We start from the raw sequence: 26,456 nt of genomic DNA, 5'->3' as shown, positions 1-26,456 counted from the left end.
TCCCGTCAGAGCGAAGAGGCGGCGGAGACGATGAGGGAGTCTCCGCCGCCTCGTTCTGTGCTCGGCCGAGGAGCATCCAGTCGAGGAGCAGTCAGCTGGCCTGCGCTCAGCCGACGAACAGTGCGGCCGCACGGACTGCGGTCTCGCCCAGGCCGTAGAGCAGGCTGCCCACCACGACCACCGCCAGGACGATGGCGACCGTCGTGTGCACCGCACCGGCGCCCCCGGCGGCGGTCTGCTGGTGGGCGACGGCGGCCTCGGACGCGGCCTCGCGGTCCTCTTCGCGCTTCGAAGCGACCATCATGCTGTCGGAGAAGTGCTTCTCCGCCACCGGACGGATGAGGAGGTTCCCGGCCAGGCCCACCACGAGGATCCCGGCCATGATGAAGAGGGACACGCGGTAGAGCTCGAAGCCCTCGCCGCCGCCGGAGCGGGAGCTCTCCACGATCGAATTCACCAGCAGCGGCCCCGCGACGCCGGCCGCGGACCACGCGGTGAGCAGGCGGCCGTGGATCGCGCCCACCTGGTACACGCCGAAGAGGTCCTTGAGGTACGCCGGCACGGTGGAGAAACCGCCGCCGTAGAACGACAGGATGATGAGCGTGGAGACGACGAACAGGGCGATCGACTGCGAGCCGAAGCTGGCCAGCACGAAGTACAGGCCTGCGCCCACCCCCAGATAGAGGATGTAGATGTTCTTGCGACCGATGTAGTCGGACACCGTCGACCAGATGAACCGCCCGCCCATGTTCGTGAGCGACAGCAGCCCGACGTACCCGCCGGCCGCGACCGCGGTGATGCCGAACGAGGACTGGATCATGGGCGAGGCGCTCTCCAGGATGCCGATGCCGGCGGTCACGTTCGTGAAGAGCGCGACCCAGAGGAACCAGAACTGCGGGGTCTTCAGCGCCTGATTGGCGGAGACGGACCCGGTCGTCTGCAGGGGCTTCGACGCCGCCTTCTCCGGGTCGTAGCCCTTCGGCTTCCAATCCGGGTGCGGCAGTCGGATCACGTAGGCGCCCATCGCGATGACGACGAGGTAGAGGACTGCCAGCGTGAGGAACGTCTGCATGATCCCGTCGGCCATCGAGTCGGGGCCGCCGCCGAAGAACACCATGAGTGCGTTCGAGGCCGGGCTCGCGATGAGTGCACCGCCGCCGAACCCCATGATGGCCAGGCCCGTCGCCAGGCCCGGGCGGTCCGGGAACCACTTCATGAGGGTGGAGACGGGCGAGATGTAGCCGATGCCCAGCCCGATCCCGCCGATCACCCCGTAGCCCAGATAGACGAGCCACAGCTGGTCCATCGCGATGCCGGCGGTGGCGACGAAGAAGCCGACGACCCAGAAGCTTCCCGCGACCACCATGGACTTCCGGGGGCCCGCTCGTTCCACCCAGGTGCCGCCGATCGCAGACGAGATGCCGAGCATCGCGATCGCCAGGGAGAAGATCCAGCCGATCGCGACGTCGCCGCCCTCGCCCATGCCGAAGTGCTCGGCGAGTGGGTTCTTGAAGACGGAGAAGGCGTACGCCTGGCCGATGCTCAGGTGGATCGCGAGGGCCGCCGGAGGGATGAGCCAGCGGTTGAAGGTCACGGGCGCGATGATCGCCTCGCGGTCGAGGACGGACATGGGAGCTCCTTCGCTCTGCGTGTTCCGGCGCGTACCTGTTCGCGGGGGCACGATCCGGTGATCGGCCGGAATCGTGCCTCGGCACATCATTCCCGCCAGCAGGCCCCGTGTCGATGCCCGGGCACAGCGGAGCGTCAGCCGGTGGTGGTCCTCCGGCTGTTGTCGAACCGTCTTCCGGCCCCCGTCCGGCCGTTGTTCTGCCGTCCTCCGGCCTCCTCCCGCCGTCGATTCACTGCTGAACGCACCACTGGTGAGAGGCCCGTTCACTGGTATCGTGGCCGCATGGCGAGGTTCAGTCCGCTCGAATGGCCGGTCCTCAGGCAATTCCGATCCGGTGACGTCACCGGTCGCGGTCCCTCCGTGACGTCGGGCAAGACGCGTGCGACGAAGCCGCGCACCTCCACCTCCGATGCCGTCGTGAAATCCGTCTGCCCCTACTGCGCCGTGGGCTGCGGGCAGAACGTGTTCGTCCGCGACAACAGGGTCGTCCAGATCGAGGGCGATCCGGACTCGCCGATCTCGCGCGGGCGCCTCTGCCCCAAGGGCGCGGCCAGCGAACAGCTCGTCAACTCACCGGGCCGCGTCACAGACGTCCTCTACCGGGCACCGCGTGCCAAGGACTGGCAGACGCTCGACCTCGAGACCGCGACGGACATGATCGCTGACCGCTTCCTCGAAGCCCGCCGGAAGCACTGGCAGGACGCGGACGAGCACGGCAGCCCGCTGCGGCGGACGATGGGCATCGCCAGCCTGGGCGGCGCGACCATTGACAATGAGGAGAACTACCTCATCAAGAAGCTGTTCACCGCGGCCGGCGCGATCCAGATCGAGAACCAGGCGCGCATTTGACACTCCGCCACGGTTCCCAGTCTGGGATCCTCGTTCGGTAGGGGCGGCGCCACCCAGCCCGTCCAGGACATGGCGAATGCGGACTGCATCGTCATCCAGGGGTCGAACATGGCCGAATGCCACCCCGTCGGCTACCAGTGGGTCGTCGAAGCGCGCATGCGCGGGGCGAAGGTCATCCACGTCGACCCCCGGTTCACCCGCACGACCGCGAACGCGGACAAGCACGTCCCGATCCGGGCGGGCTCGGACATCGTGCTCCTGGGCGCACTCATCCACGGGGTCCTCGAGCAGGACCTGTTCTTCGACGAGTACGTGCGCCACTACACGAACGCAGCGAACCTCATCAGCGAGGACTACCAAGGGCCGGAGGACCTCGAGGGGCTGTTCTCGGGCTTCGATCCCACGACGCACACCTACGACAACGCGACGTGGCAGTACGCGCTGGACGAGGACGGCGAGCCGCTCGTCGACCCGACGCTCGAGGACCCGCGGACGGTCTTCCAGATCCTCAAGCGGCACTACGCCCGCTACACGCCCGAAGCGGTCGAGACGACCTGCGGCATCAGCCCGAAGGACTTCGACTACCTCCTGCGCGCCGTCACGGAGAACTCGGGACGCGACCGCACGACCTGCTTCGCCTACGCCGTCGGCTGGACCCAGCACTCGCTGGGGGCGCAGTTCATCCGCACCGCGTCGATCCTCCAGCTGCTGCTGGGCAACATGGGCAGGCCCGGCGGCGGCGTCATGGCGCTGCGCGGTCACGCGACGATCCAGGGCTCGACGGACATCCCGACGCTCTTCAACCTGCTGCCCGGCTACCTGCCGATGCCGTCGGCCGTCATCCACGACCGCTTCGATGACTACCTCACCGGGGTCGGCAGACCGGAGACCCAGAAGGGCTTCTGGTCGAACGGGGATGCCTACACCGTGAGTCTGCTCAAGGCCTGGTGGGGCGATGCGGCGACGGAGGACAACGACTTCGCATTCGACTACCTGCCCCGCATCAACGGCGCGCACGGCACGTACCAGACGGCGGTGCGGATGCTCGAGGACGGCGTGGACGGCTTCTTCGTCCTCGGCCAGAACCCCGCAGTGGGATCCGCCAACGGCCGCATGCAGCGCATGGCGATGAGCCACCTCAAGTGGTTGGTCGTGCGCGACTTCTCGCTCATCGAGTCCGCCACCTGGTGGAAGGACGGCCCGGAGATCGAATCCGGCGAACTCGCCCCGGAGGACATCGACACGGAGGTCTTCTTCCTGCCCGCGGCCAACCACACGGAGAAGGCCGGCAGCTTCACCCAGACCCAGCGCCTGGTGCAGTGGCGCCACAAGGCCGTCGACCCGCCGGGGCAGGCGCAGAGCGAGCTCGACTTCTTCCACACCCTGGGTGTGAAGATCCGCGAGCGGCTCGAGGGCTCCGAGGACCCGCGTGACCGTCCCCTGCTCGACCTCACGTGGGACTACCCGATCGACGAGCACGGCGACGTCGACGTCGAAGCGGTGATCCGCGAGATCAACGGCTTCCACATCGGCGGCGAGGACGACGGCCGGCCGGTCGACGGCTTCAACGAGCTGCGCGGCGACGGGTCCACGGCCAGCGGCTGCTGGATCTATGCGGGCGTCTACGCGGGCGGCGAGAATCAGGCGGCGCGCCGGAAGCCCCGCACGGAGCAGGACGAGACCGCGCTGGAATGGGGCTGGGCGTGGCCGGCGAACCGACGGATCCTCTACAACCGGGCGTCCGCGGACCCCGAGGGCCGCCCCTGGTCGGAGCGCAAGCGCCACGTGTGGTGGGACGCGGACGCCGGACGCTGGACGGGCAGCGATGTGCCCGACTTCCCGGCGGATCGCGCCCCGGGCTCGACCTTCGAATCGGCCTACGGCGGCACGGGCTCCCTGCGGGGCGACGACCCGTTCATCATGCAGGCGGACGGCAAGGGGTGGCTCTTCGCCCCGTCGGGCATGATCGACGGTCCGCTGCCCACCCACTTCGAGCCGCAGGAGTCGACGGTCCGCAACCCGCTCTACCGGCAGCAGAACAACCCCACGCGGATGACGATGCCGCGCGAGGACAACCTGTCCGCACCCGGCGCGGGACTGCCCGGCTCCGAGGTCTACCCCTACGTCTTCACGACCTACCGCCTCACGGAGCACCACACCGCGGGCGGCATGTCGCGCTGGCTGCCGTACCTCTCCGAGCTGCAGCCGGAGATGTTCTGCGAGGTGTCCCCGGAACTGGCTGCGGAAGTGGGCCTGGAGCCCTACGGCTGGGCGACCATCGTGTCCCCGCGCGCCGCGATCGAAGCCCGTGTGCTCGTCACCAAGCGCATGCGGCCGCTCACCATCGCGGGGCAGACGATCCACCAGATCGGCCTGCCGTACCACTGGGGCGCGGGCGGCGGCGGTGCCGTCGTCGAGGGCGACTCCGCGAACGACCTCCTGGGCGTCACGATGGATCCGAACGTCTTCATCCAGGCGTCGAAGTCGCTGGCCGGTGCGATCATGCCGGGCCGGCGCCCGCGCGGTCCGGACCGCCAGGACCTCGTCGAGAAGTTCCGCAGCGAAGCCGGCCTCACGGAGGAGTCCGGCAACCAGCACGTGACCGTGCCGCCCGAGTACGTCGCCGCGTCGGTCGCCGCCGGCCACCTCGCGGAGCCGCTGTCCCAGGAGGAGCTCGAGGTCGCCTACGGGCCGCACGGCCCCGGCTGCACGTGCGACACCCCGATGGTCGAGGGTGCGGACTTCCGGCGGGCGGAGCAGCCGACACCGATGACGCACACCCACACGGACGACCGCACGGGTCGGGTGGGGATACTGCCCGGCGCCGAGGCCGTGGCCGAGGGGCCTGCCGGCGGTAGCGTGGGAGAACCCACGGCGGAGACCCCACGGGGCGACGTCGAGGAGGCTGCGCAGGAGCCGGCGGAAGAAGACGCCGAGGTGCGTGACGACGCTGACGGGCCCGGGGATGGTCGGGCGCAGGACGACGACGGCGGGCCCCGGACTGAGAGGGAGGACGACCGATGACGACGCAGGTCCGACGTGAGACCCTCGCGGAAGGAACATCCGCGGGCGGGTCCCCGGCGGCGGAGCCGCTCCTCGCGGATCGTCTGGGCGAGCCCACCGAGCACGCGAGCTGGGGCTCGCAGGCCCACGCGCGCAAGGGCTTCTTCACGGACACGTCGATCTGCATCGGCTGCAAGGCCTGCGAGGTCGCGTGCAAGGAGTGGAACCGCAATCCGCAGGACGGGACCTACGAGCTCCTCGAATCTTCCTACGACAACACCGGTGGCCTGGGCGCGAACACCTGGCGGCACGTCGCATTCATCGAGCAGGACGGCGACCGGATCGAGAAGGCCCGCGAATCGGGCCGGAAGCTCGTGGGTCTGGGGATGCCGACGGTGGGCCCGCCCGCGGGGGCGGCGACGACCTCGGGAGCGGCGGCCTCGAACGAGGACCCGGCGACGGCCTCGGGCGGGGGCTGCTCCGGGTGCGGCCCGTCCGGCTGCGGACCATCGGGCTGCGGGCCGTCCAGCGGCGGGGGCTGCGGCTCTAGTGCACCGGCCGACGCGGCGATCGGTGCTGGTCAGCCCAGCGGGGCGACCGTCACGACGGACGTGCTGGGAGGCCTGCTCGACGGGGACGGGACCGGAGTGCCCGCGGATCTGTCGGGCATCGACACCACGCCGCCGGACACCGCGGACTTCCGCTGGCTCATGTCCTCCGACGTCTGCAAGCACTGCACGCACGCCGGCTGCCTCGACGTGTGCCCCACCGGCGCGCTGTTCCGCACGGAGTTCGGCACCGTCGTCGTCCAGAACGACGTGTGCAACGGGTGCGGCACGTGCGTGGCCGGCTGCCCGTTCGGCGTGATCGAGCGGCGCGACGACGGCACGATCAACACGCCGACGGACCGTGACGACCGCAGGGCGTCGGAGATGGATGTCCCCGACGCGGGCACCGCGAACAAGTGCACGCTCTGCTACGACCGGCTGCTCGAGGGGCAGGAGCCGGCGTGCTCGCAGACCTGCCCCACGCAGTCCATCAGGTTCGGCGACCGCGAGGACATGGTCGAGAAGGCCGAGATCCGGGTGCGCGATCTGCACGCGAAGGGGCTGACGGAGGCCCGACTGTACGGAGCGAATCCGCACGACGGCGTGGGTGGCACCGGGTCGGTGTTCCTGCTGCTGGACGAGCCGGAGGTCTACGGACTGCCGCCGGACCCCCGCGTGCCCACGAAGGATCTGTCGGGCATGTGGGCGAGCGCGGGCGCGGCCGCCCTGGGCATGATCGGGGTCGCGGCCCTGTCATTCCTGGGAGGGCGCCGATGACGACCTCGCCGTACGATTCGTACCGTCCGCCGGACGGGGACCGGAAGCGCCGCCGCCGAGGCGGTGGTCGGGGCGGTCGCGGGGGACCGGGTGGCCGTGGTGGTCCGGGTGGCCGCGGCTGGATGAACCGCGGCGCCGACGGCGGGCGCGAGATGCCCATGGTCGAGGACGTCGAGTTCACCTCCTACTACGGCCGACCCATCGTGAAGGCCCCGCCGTGGGGCGACGAGATCAGCCTCTACCTCTTCCTGGGCGGCCTGGCCGGCGGCTCGGCGCTGCTGGGATTGGGCGCTCAGTTCACGGATCGGCCGGCGCTGCGGATGAGTACGCGGTTCGTGTCGCTGGGCGCGGTGGGTGCGGGTGCGCTCGCCCTCGTCGCGGACCTGGGGCGTCCGGAGCGCTTCCTCAACATGATGCGCACCGTGAAGATCACCTCGCCCATGAGCCTGGGGTCGTGGATCCTGGGCGGGTTCGGCACGGGAGCCGGGGTGGTCGCGGCCATCGAGGTCGACCGGCTGACGGGCGAGCGGATCCCCCTGGGGCCGCTGAAGCCGCTGCGGACGGCGCTCCATGCGCTGGAGACGCCTGCTGCCCTCGCCTCGGTCGTGTTCGCTGCCCCTCTGGCGTCCTACACCGGCGTGCTGCTGGGTGCCACGGCCGTGCCCACCTGGAACGCGGCGGGCCGGAACGGTCTGCCGGTGGTGTTCGCGGCCTCGGCGAGTGCGGCGGCGGGCGGCACCGCGATGGTGACGACTCCCGTCGACCAGGCCGGTCCCGCGCGGATCTTCGCGCTCGTCGGCACCGCGGCGGAGCTCGTCGCGATGAAGGTCATGAAGGACCGGATGCACCCGGTCGAGGTCGAGCCCATGGAGACCGGCGAACCGGGAGACAAGCTGCATCGGGCGGAGATGCTCGCGATCGCTGGCGGTGTCGCGACGGCCGCGCTCGAGGTGGGGGTACGGCTGCTGGGACGGCGTGCTGCGCGCGGGGCAGGCCGCGGGCAGACAGCCGTGCGCGTGGGTCTGCAGGTCGCGTCAGCAGCGGCGGGAGCGGCACTGGCGGGGGCCTCGGCGTTCACGAGGTTCGGGGTGCTGGAAGCAGGCATCGCCTCCACGACGGACCCGCGCCACGTGGTGGAGCCCCAGCGGGACCGGCTCGAGGCGCGTCGGGCCGCCGGCATCACGCACGATTCGATCACGACCATCGGCTGAGGGGCTCAGTAGCTGAGTGGTCGGAGCAGGTGAGGGGCTGAGCGGCCGGAGCGGCGGACGGCCGGACGACAAGGAGGTCCGGCCCGAGCGCTGAGCCCACGCGGTTCCGGTCCGTGCAGTCCCGGGCCGGGGGTTCTAGTCTTGGGGCAGGATCACGACGAAGGAGACCCACGATGTCGACATGGCTGATCACCGGATGCTCCACGGGGCTGGGGCGGGCGCTCGCCATCGCAGTGCTCGAGGCGGGCCACGACGCGGTCATCACGGCGCGCGACCCGCAGGTGCTCGCGGAGCTGGGTGATTCGTACCCGGAGACCGCAGCCGTCGTGCCGCTGGACGTGCGCGACCACGACCAGATCATCGCGGCGGTGGATGTGGCGAAGGACCGGTTCGGCGGAGTGGATGTGCTCGTGAACAATGCGGGCTACGGCTACAGGTCCGCCCTCGAGGAGGGCGACCCGGCAGAGGTCGAGCAGCTCTTCGCGACGAACTTCTTCGGGGCCGTCGACGTCATGAAGCAGGTGCTGCCGGGCATGCGGGAGCGCGGGGCGGGCACGATCGTGAACGTCTCGTCCATCGCGGGGCGGACGTCGCAGCCGGGGTCGGGGTACTACTCGGCGACGAAGTTCGCGCTCGAAGGCGCCTCCGATGCGCTGTCGAAGGAGGTCGGGCCGCTGGGAGTGCGGGTCGTCATCGTGGAGCCCGGCGGGTTCCGGACGGACTTCGCGGGGCGGTCGCTCACGCAGTCGGCTGTGCCGATCGAGGACTACGCGGACACCGCCGGCCTGCGGCGGAAGGAGAACGCGACGATCGATGGCCGCCAGCCGGGCGATCCCGTGCGCGCTGCCCAGGCGATCCTGCAGGTGGTGGCCTCGGACAATCCGCCGCTGCGCTTGCTGCTGGGGTCGGACGCGCTGCGCCGCGCCGAGGGCGAGCTCGTCGGCCAGCGCGCGGACATCGACGCGTGGGTCGACGTCACGCGCAGCACCGACTTCCCGGAGTGACCTGACTTCTCGGAGTGACCTGACTTCTCGGGGTGAACTGACGTCCCGGAGTGACGGTGCGGCTGGTGCCTCGTTCCAGATCCACCGCCTCGTCCCGAATCGTCGAGTGAGTGCAAAGCGGACCATCCGGGCGGTCGTGGGGACGGGTTGTACTCACTCGAGTGCCGCAGTGAGGTGGCCACCAGTCACCGGGGCACAGTCGGCGGCCATCAACCACCTGTCACTGGGGCACATCGAGTCGACACTCCTGCACGTCTCGGCCCCGATCCGTGTGCAGGAGTGCCGCCTCGACGAGGGATTGGTGCAGGAGTTCCGCCTCGACACACGTCGCGCTCACCGCACGTCGATGCCGTCTCCCGCGACCGTCTCGCCGATGACGGGGTAGCCGGGCACTTCGCCGACGACCAGCAGCCCGCCTGAAGTCTGGGCATCCGCGAGGACCAGCAGATCGTCCTCCGTGATCCCCGCATCGGCGCGGACGTGGGGCCGCACCCAGTCGAGGTTCCGGCGAGTGCCCCCGGACACGAACCCGTCGCGCAGGGCCTCCGCCGCGCCGTCGATGAGCGGAACCGCCGCCCGGTCGATCACCGCGCCCACGCCCGAGGCCCGCACCATCTTGTGCAGGTGCCCGAGCAGTCCGAAGCCGGTGACGTCCGTGGCGGCCTTCGCCCCGGCGGCCAGAGCTCCGTCCGCAGCATCCCGGTTGAGCGCGGTCATCGATGCGATCGCCGCATCGAACACCTCGCCCGTCGACTTGTGGCGGTTGTTGAGCAGGCCCACTCCGATCGGCTTCGTGAGGGTCAGTGGCAGACCCGCGACAGCAGCGTCGTTGCGCAGCAGCCGGTCCGGGTGCGCGGTGCCGGTGACGGCCATGCCGTACTTGGGCTCCGGGTCGTCGACCGAGTGGCCTCCGATCACCGGGGTGCCCGCCGCGTTCGCCACGTCCAGTCCGCCGCGCAGCACCTCGCTCATGAGCTCCATCGGCAGGACTTCGCGCGGCCATCCGACGAGGTTGATCGCGACGATCGGTGTGCCGCCCATGGCGTAGATGTCCGACAGGGCGTTCGCCGCGGCGATCCGGCCCCAGTCGTAGGCGTCATCGACGACGGGAGTGAAGAAGTCAGCGGTGGACAGGACCGCGAGCCCGTCCTGCACCCGGACGGCTGCGGCGTCATCGCCGTCGTCCAGGCCCACGATCACGTAGTCGAACTTCTGCCCGGAGAGTGACGAGAGGGCGGTCTCCAGTTCCCCCGGGGGGATCTTGCAGGCACAGCCCCCGCCGTGCGCCATGGAGGTCAGTCGGACCGGGGGTGTCTGGATCGTCGGTGTCTGGATCTGCGGCATCTGCTGGTCAGCGTCCTCGGTACCCATATCCGTGAGTGTACGTACGATCGGCGGCCCGTCGACACCCACTGCGCTCGATCCCGTGCTCACTGCCACGGACCCATTGCCGCACACGCCGCGTCGCATCCTCGTCGCGGGTGTGTCCGGGGCGGGCAAGACGACCTTCGCGGGACGGATCGATGCGACCACGGGCATCCCCCACACGGAGATCGACGGCCTGTTCCACGGCTCCGGAGGGGCCGCTCACAGATGTGTTCAGGACCCCCGACCACATCCTCCGGTGGGCGGTCTCCACGCGGCGCAAGTACGCGACGCTGGTGCCGCGCGTTGCCGCCCGAATCCCAGGCCTCGTCATCGTGCGACTGCGGACACCGGCCGAGGCCGCGGCGTGGCTCAGCGGCCCACTCGCCTCTGCGCAGGGTCAGGCGGCGGGCCGCTGAGCGGTGGGGTCCGGCGGGTCGGCCGTCGTGACGGCGACGGTCACGCGTGCCCGGCGCCTGCTGGGCTGAGACGTGCGGGATGCGGAGCTGATCTGCGCCGGTCGGACCGGGCGCCCCAGCGGCCGTCTTCGCGGTGGACCGCGATCGGGTGGTCGAATGTGGCCGTCACGTTGTCCGTGGTGAGCACCCGGTCTGCCGGCCCGTGGTCCAGCAGGGCGCCGTCGCGCAGCAGCAGGGCATGGGTGACGGAGCTCGGGATCTCCTCCAGATGGTGCGTGACCAGGAGAGTCGTGAGGTCCGGGTGCGTCACGGGCAGGACGTCGAGGGTCTCCAGCAGCTGTTCGCGTGCGGCCACGTCCAGGCCCGTCGCGGGTTCATCGAGCAGGAGCAGCTCGGGCTCAGTGAGGAGAGCGCGCGCGAGGAGAGCTCGACCACGCTCGCCCTGCGAGAGGGTGGGCCACGTGGCGCTCACCCGGTCAGCCAGACCGAAGATCGACAGCAGGTGGTGTGCGCGTTCCTGCTGTTCGGGGGTGGGTGTCCAGCGCAGCATGGTCTCGACTGTGCCGGTCAGACCGGTGAGCACGACGTCGAGGGTGGTCAGCTTCGACCGCAGAGGATGACGGGGATTCACGTGCCCGATCCGTTCGCGCAGCGCGCGCAGCTCGACGCGGCCCAGACGGTGCCCCAGCACGTCGACGGTTCCACTGGTGGGGTGCGCCGTCCCGCCTGCCAGGCTGAGGATCGTGCTCTTCCCCGCACCATTGGGACCGAGCATCACCCAGTGCTCTCCGCGCCCCACGGTGAACGAGATGCCGGGGAGGATGACGGTGGAGGCGCGGCGGACGGTGACGTCAGCGAAGTCGAGTGCGGTGGCGCGGGGATCGGTCATGGATGTCCTCGGGATCGTCGGTGGCGGAGTGCGGTCGGTGGCGGGTCACGCCGTTGCGGAGCGGGGGTCCTTGAGACCCAGAAGGACCACCCATGCGAGTGCCGGCAGGGCGATGAGCGGCAGGAGCGCGTACTCGAGCCCCACTCGGTCGCCCAGTGCGCCGATCGCGGGGGACGCGAGCCCTCCCACGGAGACGGCCAGGCCCAGGGTAACCCCACTGGCGGTGCCCATGTGCCGTGGCAGGTAGTCCTGGCCCAGGCTGACATGCAGGGAGAACGGCACGTACAGCACGATCGAGGCCAGGGCGATGAAGAGGTAGGCGACCGGCCCGGGGATCAGCAGCATCCCGGCGACGATCGGCACAGCGAGCAGGTAGGCCCACCGGAGGATCGTGGTGCGCGGCCAGCGGCGCGCGAGGTGTCCGCCGATCGCCGTGCCGAACGCGCCCCCGATGTAGAAGACGAAGAGGGATGCGCTGGCCAGCGTCTCACCGACGTCGCGGTGCACGCTCATGAAGAGCACGATGAACGAGCCCATTCCCACGAAGACGATGGACCGGCAGATGATCGCGATCGACATCCGCAGGAATGCCGGCCAGTCGTCCCTCGCCCCGGCCGCACTGCTGCCCGCTCGTCGCGCGGTCACCGGTGCGGGCGAGTGGAAGCGGCCGATGAGTCCGACGGCGACGATGCCCGTCAGCGCCGGGATCACGAGCAGCGGCGCAGCCCGCAGTCCGAAGATCCCGACGGTCGCGGCGACGAACAGCGGGGAGACGGCGAAGCCGATGTTGCCGCCCAGGGAGAACCAGGACATCACGACGTGATCGTCGCGGCTGATCTCACGTGCGCGGCTGGCCCCCGCGGGGTGGAAGGCGGCGACTCCCGCACCGGAGACGGCGGCCGCGAGCGCCGTGATCCAGAAGGATTCGGACAGGGCGATCGCGCCGACTCCCACGCCCGCGAAGAGGATGCTCACAGGGATGAGCCACCGCATCGACCAGCGGTCGCCGAGGGCTCCGAAGAGCGGCTGGATGACCGAGGAGGACAGGGAGGACGCGAGCACGATCCCGGCCGCGGCAGCGTAGGTGTACCCGCGCTCCAGCACGAGGAAGGGGACGAGCGCGGCGATCGCGCCCTGGTAGAAGTCGACGCTCGCGTGGGAGTACGCCAGCAGCCGCGCCCCATGACGGGCGCTGCGCGATACGGGCGTGGAGAGCGGGGCGGACGACGTCATGCGTCCTATCCTGCCGCAGTTCAGTCGCCGACCTGCAGTACCTCTCCGAGCCCCAGTCGCCGGTACTCGGCACCGCCGATGAGCCCCGGCAGGATCTTGTCGGCGATCTGCCTGCCCTCCGCGGACAGGATCGCATCGTGGATCGGGACGACTGTGGTGGGGGAGACCTCGGCGGCGTAGTCGGCCGCCTCGGCGAGCTTCATCCACGGAGCGCTGACGGGCAGGGCCAGCAGCTCGACCCGCGCGTCGTCCGGCAGTCGGGGGAAGGAGTCTCCCGGGTGGAGGACGACCTCGTCGATGAGGAAGGCGAGGTTGGAGACCTGCGGCAGGCTCGGATGGATGACGGCGTGCTGCCCGCCCAGCGCCCGGACGCGGAATCCGGCCGCCTCGAAGTCGTCCCCCGGCCCGGTGACGTGCACCCGGGCGACCGGGGCACCAGCGGTGGCCAGGGCCTCGGCGACGGATCCGGGTGCCCACACCTGCAGGTCGGGAGAATCGGCCATCGCCGCCGCGAGCCGCTCCGGCTCGACATGGTCGGCATGCTCGTGGGTGATGAGGACTGCCGCGGTCCGTTCGAGCAGTCGCGGATCGGTGAAGGATCCGGGGTCGATCGCGAGCCGTGCGCCGTCGCGCTCCAGCCGGATACCGGCGTGGCCCCACACTGAGAATTCGAGTGCCATGAGTACTCCTTCCGCGCCGCGTGGGCGCTCACGGACGGGGCTGGGGGATCTGACCGTCTCCACCGTAGACGGGGAAGGTCTGCAGTGGGAGTGGCGTGCGAAGGGCTCGGCGGACGTCATCGGAGTGGTGCCGTCACCGAGGCCCCAGCTCCTCTGTGAGGCAGTCGCCGAGGCCCGGGTGGGCGAAGTCGAACCCCGCCCGTTCCAGCGCGGTCGGCACCGCGTGCTGCCCGGCGAGCGCGAGTTCGTCCGCGCCGTCCTCACCCAGCAGCAGGGCGGGGCCGAACCGAGGCGCTCGGAGGAACGCAGGGCGGTGCACGTGGGAGCCCATCGCCTTCGCGAACTCCTTCTGCCGCACGATGCCCGGCGCCACGGCGTTGACCGGCCCCGTCAGAGTCGCATCGACGATCGCCCGCGCATAGACCCGCACGAGGTCGTCGTGGCTGATCCACGGGAACCACTGCTCGCCGGAGCCCAGCGGACCGCCGCCGCCGGCGAGGTACAGCGGGACCTGCAGCGCGAGGAGCCCGCCCAGTCCGCTCATGACCAGTCCGGTGCGCACGGAGACGCGGCGGACCCCGGCGGATTCGACGGCGGCGGCCTCGGCCTCCCAGGTGCGGCAGACCTCGGCGAGGAAGCCGTCGCCCGCAGGCGCTGCCTCATCGGCCGGCGTGCGTCGGTCCGTCCCGTAGAGGCCGACCGCCGATGCGCAGATGAAGGCTTCGGGACGGTCCTGCTCCGGCAGGGCTGCGATCGTCGTGGCGAGCAGGCGCGTCGTGTCGATGCGCGAGGTGAGGATCTCGTCCTTCGCCCGGTCCGTCAGTCGGCCGCCGATGCTGCGGCCCGACAGGTTGACGACCACGTCTGCCCACGCGAGGTCCTCGCGCAGCAGGTAGCCGGCCTGCGGGTCCCAGCGGGATTCCTGATCGGGGCGCTCGCCGGTGTCGGAGAGGGGGCGTGTGTCGTCCGCGGAGGTCGTGCCGGGGGCGGCCGCTGCCGAGGCCGTGGCAGGGTCGCCTGCTGTGCGGGCCCGCGCTGCGCTGCCGGCCGCAGGCTCGTGCCGGACCAGCCGACGCACGGTGTGGCCTGCGGTCATGAGCAGGGCGCACAGCTGGGTGCCGACGAGGCCCGAGGCGCCAGACACGAGGATGCGCAGCGGCCGTGCGCCGCCGACCAGCGGCGCATCGATCTGGCGGAGGAAGTCGAACTCTCGGTGCAGCCTGTCGGTGCGGGCGGCGAAGGTGCGGCGGAGGGTCGTGAGGAGCTGCTTCTCCGGGATGCGTGCTCCGGGCATGCGGGAGAGACGAGCCCCGATGCGGAAGCCCAGCTCCGTGTCCGTGAGCAGGGAGGCGCGGGGCAGTTCGACGGTGACATCGTCCTCGACGAAGGTGGTGCCCGTGGTCGATGTCGTCGGGTCGTCAGCGGGTGCGGAGGGGTTCCCAGCGGAGCGGAACACGTGGCGGTGCTCCCACGAGCGCAGCGGTGCCAGCGGCGAATCGACCATGAGGTCGCCGAAGCCGAAGGCGCTGCCGGAAGGAGCGTCGGGGGAGACCTGCTCCGGGTCGGTGGTCTGCGGGAACGCTGTGAGCGGCGCGATTCCCTGGTCGTCCAGCGCGAAATGCTCCGACTTCCACGGAACGCGCACGGACCCTCGTGAGCCGGGGACCGCGATCTTCATCGAGGTGCGCGTGCCGGGCCGGTTCGGATCTCCTTCGGCGACGACGGTCTGCGCCCAGTGGGGCGAGAGGCGGGTGACGGCGCCGGGCAGCGCATGCCAGCGCACCACCTGATCGAGCGGCGTGGCGATGGTCTCCTGCGAGTGGAACCGGGTCATGAGGCGAGCCTACGGGTGCGGCGGACCGTCCGGCGGTTCGAAAGCTCAACATCCGAGCCATTTCCACCCCAGAATCACTCGAATGTTGAGCATTCGGAGCGTCGATCTTCGGCATTCGACGCCTCGACCCGCGGCTCCTCGGTGCGAACTGCCGCAGGCGCTGCTGCCCGGGCGTGACCCCTGATAGATTCGCGAGCGGAGGCGTCCGCGTCCTGGTGGTCGTCCCGGTCTTCAAAACCGGCGAAGCCCAGTATCTGGGCTTGGCGGGTTCGATTCCCGTCCGCCTCCGCCAAGCGTCCCGCAGTCCGAAGGAGGGCCCGTGGCACAGAATCCCGAGGCAGCCGACCCCCGCCGCCGCATCCCGCGCACCGATGCCCTGCTGGCTCTGCCGCAGGTGACAGCCGCGCTCGCCTCGCTGGGGGAAGGCGTCGTCAAGGGCCTCGTCCGTGCCACGCAGGATCGTGCCCGCTCCGGCGAGATCGCGCCCGAGGCCGTCCAGACGGAACTGCTCGCGGCCCTCGGCACCCAGCGCGCCTCCTCACTGACGCCCGTCCTCAACGCGAGCGGCGTGCTCGTCCACACGAACCTGGGCAGGGCGCCGCTGTCCGAGGCCGCGCAGGCCGCGCTCGTCGATGCGGCCGGATACACGGACCTCGAGTTCGATCTCGTCAGCGGCACCCGCTCCCGCCGAGGCGCCGGTGCCCGCGCGGCGCTGCTCGCTTCCTGCCCGGCCGCGGAAGACGCCCTCATCGTCAACAACGGCGCCGCCGCCCTCCTGCTCGCGACCACCGCATACGCCCAGGACGCGTCCGTGCTGCTCAGCCGGGGCGAGTTCGTCGAGATCGGTGCAGGGTTCCGCCTGTCCGACCTCATCGAGTCCGCCGGGGTGGGGCTCACCGAGGTCGGCACGACGAACCGCACGCATCTGTCCGACTACTCCCGGGAGTTCGAGCGTGCGGACGCCGCCGCCGAGGGGGCCGGCGTCGCGTACCTGCGCGCCGTCGGTGCCCCACCCATCGGCGCGGTCCTCACCGTCCACCGGTCCAACTTCCGCATCGACGGCTTCACCGCGGAGCCGACGATCGCAGAGCTCGCCGCGCTGTGCCACGACCGGGACGTGCCGCTCATCGTGGACCTGGGCAGCGGTCTGCTGGAACCGGAGCCGCTGCTGCCGGAGGAGCCGGATGCGGCCAGCGCGCTCGCCGCCGGCGCGGACGTCGTCATCGCCTCCGGTGACAAGCTCTTAGGCGGCCCGCAGGCCGGGATCCTGCTGGGCCGGGCGGACGTCATCGCGACGCTGTCCCGCCACCCGATGGCCCGTGCGGTGCGGGCCGACAAGCTCACCCTCGCCGCGCTCGAGGCCACTCTCACCGCTGGTGAGCCGCCCGTCCACGCGGCACTCCACCTGGATCCCGAGGTCCTGCGGCTGCGCACGGAGCGGCTCGCCGCGACTGTCGAGGCGCAGGTGGCGACACGTGCGGATCAGGAGGAGCACCCACGTCTCATCGCCGCGACGGTGGTCCCGCACGCCGGCCGCGTGGGCGGAGGCGGCGGCACAGGTGTCGACCTGCCCGGCTGGGCGCTCGCCCTGCCCGAGGCCGCGGCCGCACCCCTGCGCACCGGCACCCCCGCGATCGTGGGCCGGGTCCACGAGGGCCGCTGTCTGCTCGACCTGCGCTGCGTGCCCGAGCACCGCGACGTGGACATCGCGACCGCGATCGTCGACGTGCTCGCGGACCTGACCCCGGAGGCCGACTCCCGATGACGCGTGCGGGTTCGTTCGTCATCGCGACGGCCGGGCATGTGGATCACGGTAAGTCGACGCTGGTGAGAGCGCTCACGGGCATCGAGCCGGACCGGTGGGACGAGGAGAAGCGGCGCGGCCTCACGATCGACCTGGGCTTCGCGTGGACGCGGCTGCCCAGCGGCCGCGAGGTGTCCTTCGTCGACGTGCCGGGCCACGAGCGCTTCCTGGGCAACATGCTCGCCGGCGTCGGCCCCGCGCCGATCGTGCTCTTCGTCGTCGCCGCCGATGAGGGCTGGATGCCGCAGTCGGACGATCACCGCGACGCGATCGCGGCGCTGGGCATCCGGCGGGGCCTGCTCGTCGTGACCCGGATGGACCTCGCCCCGGACTCCGTTCCCGAGGTCGTCGCCCGGTCCCGCACGGAGCTCGCAGGGACTGGCCTCGCCGATGCGGAGGCGATCGCGGTCTCCGGCACCACGGGGGAGGGGCTCGACGCGCTGCGGGGCGCGCTCGATCGCGTGCTCGCGGAGGTGCCTGAGCCGGACACCGGTGCGCGCGTGCGGATGTGGATCGACCGGGCCTTCAGCATCTCCGGCGCCGGGACGGTGGTGACCGGCACGCTCGGAGCCGGGGTGCTGAAGCCGGACGACACACTCGTCATCGCAGGTGAGAAGGTCCGCGAGAAGGCCCGTGCGACGGTGACGATCCGCGGGCTGCAGAGCCATGACGAGTCCGTGGACGCAGTGACGCCGGTGACCCGCGCGGCAGTGAATCTGCGCGGTATCGGTGCAGACGACCTCGGGCGCGGCGACGTGTTGCTGACGCCCGGAGCCTGGTCGCTCACCGACACCGTCGACGTGCGCAGGATGACAGGCGAGGACTTCGAGGATGCGCCGCGGGAGCTGGCGGTCCACGTGGGCACCGCCGCCGTGCAGGCGCGGCTGCGGCCGCTGGGTGCCGAGCACGCCCGCCTCGCCCTGGCCAGGCCTCTGCCGCTCACTGTGGGCGACCGGATCCTGCTGCGGTCCACGGGCAGTCGCGCGGTGCGCGCGGGAGTGCAGGTGCTCGACGTCGATCCGCCGGAGCTGGCGCGGCGCGGCGACGGTCGGCGTCGGGCGGAGACGCTGGCCGGGATGAGTGCTGAAGGCGACCTCGTCCACGAAGTCCGCCGCCGAGGCGCCGTGCCGGTCGCCGTGCTGACCTCCCTGGGCGTGGCCGTGCCGGGGGAAGGGCGTGGAGGTGACGCCGCCCGATCGGTCCCACCTGAGGAGGGTCGTGGATCGGAGAGACGCGGTGGTGACGACCGCGAAGCGGGCTCAGCCGGATTGCCGAGCGGAGTCATCCTGGTGCGTGACCTGCTGGTGGATGCGGAGCGGCTCGACGTCTGGGCGCAGATGCTGCGGGACGCGGTCACGGCCGATCACGCTGCGGACCCGCTGTCCCCCGGACTGACCGGCAAGGCGGCGGTGGATCGCCTCGGTCTGCCGGACCTCGGCGGCGGCGCGGGGGCCGACCGGTCGGCGGGCGACGGCGCAGCGGACCGGGTGACGGGCGGCCGGCGGGCCTCGGGCGAGGCGAGGAGTGGTGACGGGCAGCAGGCGGCGCGGGCGACCTCGGCGCTGCTGACCGCGATCGTGCGGAAGGCCGGACTCGTCGTCGAGGCGGGTCGGATCCGCTCTGCGGATGCGGTGCGCAGCATGGGGGCCGCGGAACCGGCGATCTGGGAACTCGAGGAGGAGTGGGCGCGCAGCCCGTTCCGGGCGCCGGAGGCCCGGGTCCTGGACCGTCTGCAGCTGGGACCGCGGGAGATCGCGGCGGCGGAGGCACAGGGCAGGCTGATCCGCTTGGGCGGTCTGGATGCTCGCGGGGGAGCGGGTGCGCGCGGTGGAACCGCAGGTCAGGGCGACAGCATCGTGCTGGGACCGCAGGCTCCGGCGCGGGCGATGCGGGTGCTGTCCGATTTGGAGCAGCCGTTCACTACGAGTGAGGCACGGCAGGCACTCGACACGACGCGGAGGACCGTGATCCCGCTGCTGGAGCACCTGGATTCCCGTGGGTGGACGCGGCGGGTGGACGCCGGGCACCGGGAGATCGTCGGCCACCGGGAGGCCGCCGGCGAGCCGGTCAGCGGAAGTCGGGGCTGACGGGCGGGTAGCCGGGCAGCAGGGAGTGGCGATCCGCGGGATTCTTCGTCAGTTCCCGGGCGGGTGCCGCGTCCGTCGCGTCCGCCAGGGCGTGCAGGCCTCGGCGACGCGCCGCCTGCGCGATCTGCGCGGTGACGGCGGAGGGCGGGGTCTTCCCCGTCGACGCGAACCAGATGACGCGCCCGTCGACGGCGCGGGGAGCGGTCGAGGTGAGCGGCGCAGTGCGGGTGCGGGGACGGGTGGCGGGCTGGATCTCCGGCCCGACGAAGTGGATCCCCTGCGTTGCGCCGATATCGACGCGCACCGATGAGGAGCGGCCGCGAGGCTTCGTCGTCGCGGCGTACCGCTGCGCGCGGGTCACCGGCACGAGGGACCCGGGAACGATCTGCTCGTACCGGATCACGAAGAGGGGACGGAGGGGGATGGTCGCCCCCACTGCGAGCCCCTTCTCGCAGACGACGAGCGTCTCCGCGGTGAGCACGACGAACAGCAGCACGACGCAGACGACGGCGATGATGGCGGAATTGACGATGACTCCGGCCTGAGTCATGAAGGGGTGCAGGACGAACAGCACGGTGACGACTGCCCACATGCCGGCGATGAGGAGCAGTGCCTGCCCGCTGACCCCGGTGCGGTGGGTCGACAGGGCCTCGCCCAGCTCGTCCCGTTCAGCCTCGAGGAGGCGTCGCATACGCATGGGACGAGTCTCTCAGAGATCCGGCGTCAGGTCTGGGCGAAGCGCGTCCGATACGACGTGGGGGTCGTGGCGTATGCGGCGACGAAGCGCTGGCGGAATGTCACGGGGCTGCTGAACCCGCAGTCCGCCGCGATGCGAGAGATCGGCCAGGATGTGGTCTCCAGGAGAGAGCGGGCCTGATCGAGCCGCCGTGACCGGACCCACGCGGCGGGGCTGGTGCCCGTGACCTCCTGGAACCGGCGCGTGAAGTTCCGACGGCTCATGTGGGCCTGCTCCGCCAGGTCGTCGACGGACAGCGGGCGGTCGAGGTGCGCGAGTGCCCACTCGATCACCTCGCCCAGGGCGCCGTGCCCGTCGTCTGCGGGCAGCGGGCGCTCGACGTACTGGGCCTGCCCGCCCTCGCGGTGCGGCGCGATGACGAGCTGGCGCGCGACTCGGGCCGCCGCCGAGGCCCCCAGCTGTTCGCGGACGATGTGCAGGCAGGCATCCAGCGCCGAGGCCGTCCCGGCTGACGTGAGCACGTCGCCGTGGTCGATGTAGAGGGCGGACTGGTCCACGTCCACGCCGGGGAAGCGATGCGCGAAGGTGCTGCTCGCTGCCCAGTGGGTGACGGCGGAGCGACCCTCGAGGGTGCCCGCCTCCGCCAGCGGGAACGCTCCCAGGCACAGGCCCACGACCGAGGTGCTCCGGCCGTGCGCGGTGCGGATGAGATCCGTGAGGGCCGTGGGGGAGGCGCGCAGGTCCTCGTGCCAGGAGGGGAGGATCAGGATGTCTGCGTGCTGTACCGCGCTGGGTCCGGCGATCGGTGAGAACTCGATGCCCTCTGCTGTGCGGATCGTTCCCGGGGTGTCGCTCCAGAGCTCGACCTCCCAGTCGTCGGCGAGTCCCAGCCGCGCGACCTCTCCGAACACCGTGACGGGCGCGGACGTGTGGAAGAGGGAGATCCCGTCGAAGACGTGGACCGCGACCTTCATGTGGCCTGATTCCATCGATCATGCGCATCCATGCCACTCACGGTACGCGCCTCGATGCGGGGATGCTGGATGTCAGCAGAATTCGATCAGGCGATGCCGCAGCCGCAGGCAGCGCCGCGCACACCAGGAGGAACCTCATGTCCGCTCCCCGCCGCGCCCTCATCGTCGTCGACGTCCAGAACGACTACTTCGATGCCGAGGGGCCGCTCGCCATCCAGTACCCGCCGCGCGACGAGTCGGTCGCGAACATCGTGCGCGTCCTCGACGCGGCGCAGCAGGCCGGTGTGCCCACCGCGGTGGTCCAGCACCAGTATCCGGAGGGGTTCCCCGTCTTCGCAGAGGGGTCCGAGGGCCAGAAGCTCCATGCGGATGTGGAGTCGCGCTCACACGACGGATGGAAGCGTGCGACGAAGTCGGTCGCGAGCGTCTTCCCGGAGACGGACCTCGCGGAGTGGCTGAAGGAGAACGGCGTCGACACGATCACACTCGTCGGCTACATGACCAACAACTGCATCCTGGGCACCGCTGCGGATGCCGAGCCGATGGGCGTGGCCGTCGAGGTCCTGTCCGACTCCACCGGTGCGGTCAATCTGACCAACGCGCAGGGGAGCGTCCCGGCGCAGCAGGTCCACGAGACCCTCATGACGCTGCTGAACTCGAACTTCGCGGCGGTCAGCGACACCGCGACATGGCTGCGGGCGCTGGAGTCGGGCGATCCGATCGAGGGCAGCAACCTGCCGGCGTCGGCGACGGGGGCGTGAGCTCGTAGGTGCGGACATCCATTGGATGAATGAGCGATGCCCCCGGCGGTATGGCCGGGGGCATCGCGCACTGTGACCGGTTCAGTGACCGGGAGTCAGGCCACTGCGGTGCCGGGGGTCACGCCTCGTCGTGGGAGACGATGACGTCCGCGCGCTTGGGGGCCTTGATGAACGGGGCGCAGACGACGGCGATCGTCGCGAGGATCCCGCCGATGATGAACGCGATGCGAGCGCCGTGGAAGAGCCCGTCGACCAGCGCGGAGCCGCCAGTGGTCTCTGCGGCTGCCACGGCGCTCATGACGGTCACGAAGATCGTCGTGCCGATCGCGCCGCCCAGCTGCTGGCCGGTGTTGAAGATGGCGGAGCCGTGGCCGTACAGATGATGCGGGACGTCGCTCAGCGCGGCAGACAGCAGACCGGTCATCAGCATGGCGAGCCCGATGCAGAAGATCGTGTGGAACGCGACGATGAGGCCCGGTGCAGTGCTCGGGTCGATGGTGGTGAACAGCCACTGGCCCAGCGCCAGCATGAGGGCGCCGGGGATCAGCACCGGGCGCGGGCCGTGGCGGTCGAAGACGCGGCCGAAGATCGGTCCCACCGCGACCTGGATGAGTCCACCGGGAAGCAGCATCATGCCGATCGTCATGGTGCTCAGGCCGCTGCCGTTCTGCAGGAAGATCGGCAGGATGACCACCGTTCCCAGGAGCGTGCCCATGGCGATCATGATCATGGTGACGCTGAGCGTGAAGGTGCGGTTCGTGAACGGCTGCAGGTTCAGCAGCTCACGGCCGGTGCGGGTCAGTCGGAGCTGGCGGACGATGAAGAGGGCCAGTGCGGCGAGGCCGACCACGAGGCTGACCAGCGGGATCGTCGGGCTGTCCAGCACGCTGCCGAAGGTGGAGATCGCGTAGACCAGTCCGCCGAACGCGAAGGCGGAGAGGACGACGGAGAAGACGTCCACCGGTAGCCGTCGCGTGGTCGAGGGCACCTTGATGAAGACGATTCCGACGATCAGGATGACTGCGGCGAGTGGCAGCATGACACCGAAGATCCAGCGCCACGACAGCGAATTGACGATGATGCCGGACACAGTCGGGCCGATGGCGGGGCCCACTGCGATCACGATCGAGTTCAGGCCCATGACCATTCCGCGGTGCTGGACCGGGACCAGGCTCAGGGTGGTGCTCATGAGCAGCGGCAGCACGATGGCGGTGCCGATCGCCTGGATGATGCGCGCGAGCAGCAGGACGCTGAAGCCCGGCGCGACGATCGCCAGGAGGATGCCGACGAGGAAGCTGGACAGCGCGAAGACGAACAGGCTCCGCAGGGTGAAGCGCTGGATCAGGTAGCCGGTCAGGGGGATGACCACGGCCATGGTGAGCAGGAACCCGGTGGTGAGCCACTGTCCCGTCTCCGCCGTCACGTCGTAGTCGGCCATGATCGAGGGCAGCGCCACGGTGAGCACGGTCTCATTGAGGATCATGAGGAACGCGCCGAGCGCGAGTGCGCCGATGATCCCGGTGAGCTGCTTCGTCGACAGAGCAGGTGGGGCCGGTGGGGCAGGACGGGCTGGTGAGGCCTGCGCGGCCGGTGCGGAGTGGGTGGACGTCGTGCCTTCGGCGGACTGAGCCATCGGGGCTACCTCTATCTGTGTGATGTGAACCGTCACGCATCATGTCATGGTCTGACATCTTTCATAAGCCAAACCTGTCAGTGTGTGACGCATATAATGCTGAGGAGGCATCCTCGGCCCGACAGGCCGCACTCCGTCACGAAATGAGCCGAACCGTGGGAATCCGAGAAGAGCACCGCGCTCGCATGCTCCGCGACATCCAGAGCGCTGCGCTGGACCTGGTCGAGCAGCAGGGCCTGGACGCGACGACGATCGGGGACATCGCTGCGCGGGTGGGGGTCTCCGAACGCACCGTCTTCCGGTACTACGCGTCCAAGGAGCACGCGCTCATGCCCGGTCAGCAGGGGCTGATCGACGCGCTGGTGGGGCACGAGAGTGCGCACACCAGCGCCGCGGGCATCCTCGAGGACCTGCTGGCAGTGGCGCGCGAGCTCTTCTCCCACGAGGTCGAGCAGCGTGACTTCCGCCGGATCTCCCGCCTGCTGGTCCATGAGCCGGAGATGGTGCGGGTGGTGGCGCGGCAGGAGCGGAGCATGGTCGAGGCGCTCAGCAGAGAGCTCGTGCGGCGCGACGCTCTGGGGGCGCTCCAGGGACTGGTGGTCGCGGAGGTCGTGACCGCCACCTGGCGGATCGCGTGGCAGTCCTTCGCGCAGGAGGAGTTCGACGGCAAGGACTCCGACCCGCTGGCACTCTTCGACGAGACGGTGCGCGAACTGGCAGGGCTGTTCCCCGGCGCCTGAGTTCCTGAGCCCTCGTCGTCCCGACGGAGCGCGCCGAGGTGACCAGCCAAGCCAGCCGAGGTCCCAGGCACAGTCCGGTGGCCCGGGCACACGTCGGTGGCCCGGACGCCGAGGCCGAGTGCGCGGTCCATCCGTGTACCGTGAGATGGCCGCTGCGGACCGTGATCGTGAGCCCTCAGACCCCGTGCGCGCCCGTTGTGCCTCATCGTCTCGTCGTCGGAAAGGACTCCCATGACCGTTCGCATCATCGTCATCGAGCACGAGGACGGCACGGATGCGCGCCGATTCGGTCGTTGGCTGGAGGCGGCGGGGGCGACCCTGGATGTGCGTCGCCCCTACCGCGAGGCGAAGTCGTGCGGTGCGGTCGAGCGGGACGCGGCGCTCGCCCACCTGCCGACGCTCGAGGAGCTGCGGGAACCCGGGGTGGGCCTCGTCGTCCTGGGCGGTCAGGACGGGCCGATGGACGATGAGCGGAACCCGTGGTTCCCCGCGGTGCGTGAGCTCCTCCTCGCGTCGGTCGCAGGGGAGTTCACGAGCGTGAACATCTGCCTGGGCGGCGAGATGCTCGCCGAGGCGCTTGGGCGACCGGTCGTTCAGCGAGAGGTTCCGCAGGTGGGGCTCATGACGGGGCACCTGCGTGCGGAGGCGGCTGACGATCCGCTCTTCTCGCGTGTTCCCGCGGAGTTCCCCGTGGTGCTGTGGCACGGGCTGCAGATGGAGCTGCCCGACGGGGCGACGCATCTGGTCGACGGGACGGACGCGCCGATCCAGGCGTTCCGGGTGGGGTCGGCGTGGGGCACGCAGTTCCACTTCGAGGCCGATGCGGCCTTGCTGCGCGGCTGGGCGAAGGACGGGTCCTCCCTGCCGGGCGGGTTGACGGTCGATGAGGTCGTCGCGCCGGTGGCGGACGCGGAACCTGCCCTCCAAGAGGCGATGGACCCGATCGCCCGCGCCTACGTGGAGCTCCTGGCGGCCGAACGCTGACGGGCGCTGCCGACCCCTGAGCACTGCCGGGTGCCCCCGACCCCTGAGCGCTGACAGCCGCCGAGCGCTCCTGGCCGCCGCTCACTACGCTGCGCCTTCCGCGCCCCCGTATCCCCTCGAGACGCCGGTTACCGGTATCAAACGCCGCGCTCTGGCACGGTGTTTCATACCGGTAACCGGTGTTTCGTATCGCTGGTGCTCAGCCGGCGCGAGAGACGGCGTGCTTGATGTCGTGGAACGTCGACGGCGAGAACAGGTCGGCCCACGTGAGCTGGTAGACGCGGTAGCCGAGGTTCCGCAGCTGGTAGTCCTGCCGGCGTTCGCGGCGGGCACGCGCGGCGCCTGTCTCTCCGTCGGTGTACTTGATCTCCCCATTCACCTCGACGATGATCTTCGCTCCGCGATGGAGGAAGTCGACGCGAGCGATGAAGCCATCGTCCTTCGTACCGAAGGTGGCCTGCGGCACGAATCCCGCGATGCCGTGCTCGTGGAAGCGGACTGCGCAGATGGACTCCGCGGGGGACTCTCGCGCACGGTCTCCCAGAGAGAACGCCGTCCGAGCCCGCACCGAACCACGGCGCCGGCGGATGGACCTGGCCAGTTCGGCGATGTCCTCCGTGGACACCAGCTCCTTGCGCAGGGCATGGTCGATCATCGGCACGGAGACGTCCAACGGATAGTCGAGGGCGACATCCAGGAGCGTCCGGCGCACAGTCGTGACAGGCAGTCCGTCGATCTCTGTCGCTTCGCTGGGGTGGAGGACGCGCTGTCGGATGATGACCTGCTTGTAACCGCGCGACCTCCCAGGGCGCACGGCTTCAGCACGACCCTGGATCGGTCGGGTGAATGGCAGACCCCACAGGAGCGCGGCGCTGACGTGGGACAGAGTGCAGTCCTCGGCGAGGTCGTCCACGTATGTCCGCGTGAGGATCCGCAGCCTCGCTGCATGACCACGGAGCCCTTTCACATCGAGATCGATGAGGTCCCCGGTTGAGCGCTGCTTCAGCAGTGCCAGTGCGGCATGCGATCTGCGTGGGCAGTCTGGCCGGACGACGTACAGACCGCGTCGGACTCGTATGAGACAGCAGCGGAGTGCATCGGTGACCAGAGACCGTGAGAACCCCGCGCGGTGAAGGTCCGCTCGAGTGATGATGACGTCCATGCACCGACGGTCGCGCGCAGACAGAAGAGGTTCAAGAGCCCTCATATCCCTGTGGATAGAGCATAGAGCGTGCACGTGATTGTGACCTCGGGTGGGCACGTCGCGCCTCGTCGATTCCTACAGGTGCCCACACGCCGGCTACCGACACGAAACGCCGCGCCCTGGCACGGTG

General features: G+C 70.5%; 19 protein-coding genes, 1 tRNA gene and 1 pseudogene. 11 read left to right on the top strand and 10 right to left on the bottom strand.

The window, feature by feature from the left end; all coding sequences use genetic code 11:
- Positions 1–106: 106 nt before the first annotated feature.
- Complete coding sequence (locus FM105_RS01530) at positions 107–1,630, bottom strand: L-lactate MFS transporter (RefSeq protein WP_087003629.1); 1,524 nt, start codon at positions 1,628–1,630, stop codon at positions 107–109.
- 282 nt (positions 1,631–1,912) lie between these two features.
- On the opposite strand from FM105_RS01530, the pseudogene fdnG reads away from it, so the two are divergent.
- From fdnG to FM105_RS01505, 4 genes and pseudogenes are all read left to right on the top strand, one after another.
- Positions 1,913–5,083 (top strand): annotated as a pseudogene (fdnG, locus tag FM105_RS01520) (formate dehydrogenase-N subunit alpha); the annotation flags it as partial.
- A gap of 416 nt (positions 5,084–5,499) precedes the next feature.
- Positions 5,500–6,807 (top strand): 4Fe-4S dicluster domain-containing protein, encoded by a 1,308-nt coding sequence (locus FM105_RS01515; protein ID WP_087003620.1) that lies wholly within the window; start codon positions 5,500–5,502, stop codon positions 6,805–6,807.
- On the top strand, positions 6,804–8,018 hold the full coding sequence (gene nrfD, locus FM105_RS01510; RefSeq protein ID WP_087003617.1) for an NrfD/PsrC family molybdoenzyme membrane anchor subunit: 1,215 nt from the start codon (positions 6,804–6,806) through the stop codon (positions 8,016–8,018). The genes FM105_RS01515 and nrfD overlap by 4 nt, the downstream gene beginning before the upstream one ends.
- A 173-nt stretch (positions 8,019–8,191) precedes the next feature.
- Positions 8,192–9,022 (top strand): oxidoreductase, encoded by an 831-nt coding sequence (locus FM105_RS01505; RefSeq protein ID WP_087003613.1) that lies wholly within the window; start codon positions 8,192–8,194, stop codon positions 9,020–9,022.
- A 333-nt stretch (positions 9,023–9,355) separates the two neighbouring features.
- On the opposite strand, the gene selD is transcribed toward FM105_RS01505, so the two are convergent.
- Positions 9,356–10,366: a selenide, water dikinase SelD gene (gene selD, locus FM105_RS01500; protein WP_087004265.1), complete on the bottom strand. Its 1,011-nt coding sequence runs from the start codon at positions 10,364–10,366 to the stop codon at positions 9,356–9,358.
- A gap of 251 nt (positions 10,367–10,617) precedes the next feature.
- Here selD and FM105_RS14835 point away from each other — a divergent pair, with 251 nt between their 5' ends.
- The gene (locus FM105_RS14835; RefSeq protein WP_256970139.1) at positions 10,618–10,806 is read left to right on the top strand and encodes a hypothetical protein; all 189 of its coding nucleotides are present in this window, start codon (positions 10,618–10,620) and stop codon (positions 10,804–10,806) included.
- Positions 10,807–10,846: 40 nt separating this feature from the next.
- Here the strand turns inward: FM105_RS14835 and FM105_RS01490 are convergent, their stop codons facing one another.
- The 4 genes from FM105_RS01490 to FM105_RS01475 all read right to left on the bottom strand — a co-directional run bounded on the left by FM105_RS01490 (position 10,847) and on the right by FM105_RS01475 (position 15,442).
- A complete protein-coding gene (locus FM105_RS01490) occupies positions 10,847–11,695 on the bottom strand; it encodes an ABC transporter ATP-binding protein (protein ID WP_087003611.1) in 849 nt (282 codons plus the stop codon).
- Between the two features lie 45 nt (positions 11,696–11,740).
- Entirely contained in the window at positions 11,741–12,928 is a 1,188-nt protein-coding gene (locus FM105_RS01485) for an MFS transporter (RefSeq protein ID WP_087003608.1), read from the bottom strand.
- A gap of 20 nt (positions 12,929–12,948) precedes the next feature.
- Positions 12,949–13,608, bottom strand: coding sequence for an MBL fold metallo-hydrolase (locus FM105_RS01480; RefSeq protein WP_087003605.1), 660 nt, complete (start codon positions 13,606–13,608; stop codon positions 12,949–12,951).
- 133 nt (positions 13,609–13,741) lie between these two features.
- A complete protein-coding gene (locus tag FM105_RS01475; protein ID WP_087003602.1) occupies positions 13,742–15,442 on the bottom strand; it encodes a TIGR01777 family oxidoreductase in 1,701 nt (566 codons plus the stop codon).
- A gap of 197 nt (positions 15,443–15,639) precedes the next feature.
- Here FM105_RS01475 and FM105_RS01470 point away from each other — a divergent pair.
- From FM105_RS01470 to selB, 3 genes are all read left to right on the top strand, one after another.
- Positions 15,640–15,734: transfer RNA gene (locus FM105_RS01470), tRNA-Sec, on the top strand.
- Positions 15,735–15,761: 27 nt separating this feature from the next.
- Complete coding sequence (locus tag FM105_RS01465; RefSeq protein ID WP_087003597.1) at positions 15,762–17,207, top strand: L-seryl-tRNA(Sec) selenium transferase; 1,446 nt, start codon at positions 15,762–15,764, stop codon at positions 17,205–17,207.
- Complete coding sequence (selB, locus tag FM105_RS01460; RefSeq protein WP_087003594.1) at positions 17,204–19,333, top strand: selenocysteine-specific translation elongation factor; 2,130 nt, start codon at positions 17,204–17,206, stop codon at positions 19,331–19,333. The genes FM105_RS01465 and selB overlap by 4 nt, the downstream gene beginning before the upstream one ends.
- Here the strand turns inward: selB and FM105_RS01455 are convergent.
- Together FM105_RS01455 and FM105_RS01450 are read right to left on the bottom strand one after the other, a co-directional pair.
- The gene (locus FM105_RS01455) at positions 19,314–20,030 is read right to left on the bottom strand and encodes a hypothetical protein (RefSeq protein ID WP_143275779.1); all 717 of its coding nucleotides are present in this window, start codon (positions 20,028–20,030) and stop codon (positions 19,314–19,316) included. The two genes, selB and FM105_RS01455, sit on opposite strands and share 20 nt — an antisense overlap.
- A gap of 26 nt (positions 20,031–20,056) precedes the next feature.
- The gene (locus FM105_RS01450) at positions 20,057–21,019 is read right to left on the bottom strand and encodes a GlxA family transcriptional regulator (RefSeq protein ID WP_256970137.1); all 963 of its coding nucleotides are present in this window, start codon (positions 21,017–21,019) and stop codon (positions 20,057–20,059) included.
- Between the two features lie 122 nt (positions 21,020–21,141).
- On the opposite strand from FM105_RS01450, the gene FM105_RS01445 reads away from it, so the two are divergent.
- A complete protein-coding gene (locus FM105_RS01445; protein ID WP_087003586.1) occupies positions 21,142–21,765 on the top strand; it encodes an isochorismatase family protein in 624 nt (207 codons plus the stop codon).
- Between the two features lie 118 nt (positions 21,766–21,883).
- Here FM105_RS01445 and FM105_RS01440 read toward each other — a convergent pair whose 3' ends face one another.
- Positions 21,884–23,398, bottom strand: a complete 1,515-nt coding sequence (locus FM105_RS01440; protein ID WP_087003582.1) for an MDR family MFS transporter — start codon at positions 23,396–23,398, stop codon at positions 21,884–21,886.
- A gap of 155 nt (positions 23,399–23,553) precedes the next feature.
- Here FM105_RS01440 and FM105_RS01435 point away from each other — a divergent pair, with 155 nt between their 5' ends.
- Positions 23,554–24,138: a TetR/AcrR family transcriptional regulator gene (locus tag FM105_RS01435; protein ID WP_179207008.1), complete on the top strand. Its 585-nt coding sequence runs from the start codon at positions 23,554–23,556 to the stop codon at positions 24,136–24,138.
- Positions 24,139–24,369: 231 nt separating this feature from the next.
- Positions 24,370–25,122 (top strand): type 1 glutamine amidotransferase, encoded by a 753-nt coding sequence (locus FM105_RS01430; protein ID WP_087003577.1) that lies wholly within the window; start codon positions 24,370–24,372, stop codon positions 25,120–25,122.
- Positions 25,123–25,321: 199 nt separating this feature from the next.
- Here FM105_RS01430 and FM105_RS01425 read toward each other — a convergent pair whose 3' ends face one another.
- The gene (locus FM105_RS01425) at positions 25,322–26,035 is read right to left on the bottom strand and encodes a hypothetical protein (RefSeq protein WP_143275778.1); all 714 of its coding nucleotides are present in this window, start codon (positions 26,033–26,035) and stop codon (positions 25,322–25,324) included.
- Positions 26,036–26,456: the final 421 nt, after the last annotated feature.

It is taken from the genome of Brevibacterium yomogidense, assembly GCF_900163715.1.
GTDB classification, from domain to species: domain Bacteria; phylum Actinomycetota; class Actinomycetes; order Actinomycetales; family Brevibacteriaceae; genus Brevibacterium; species Brevibacterium yomogidense_A.
Note: the sequence above shows the minus strand (reverse complement) of the source record. Positions and strands in the feature narration are given on the sequence as shown.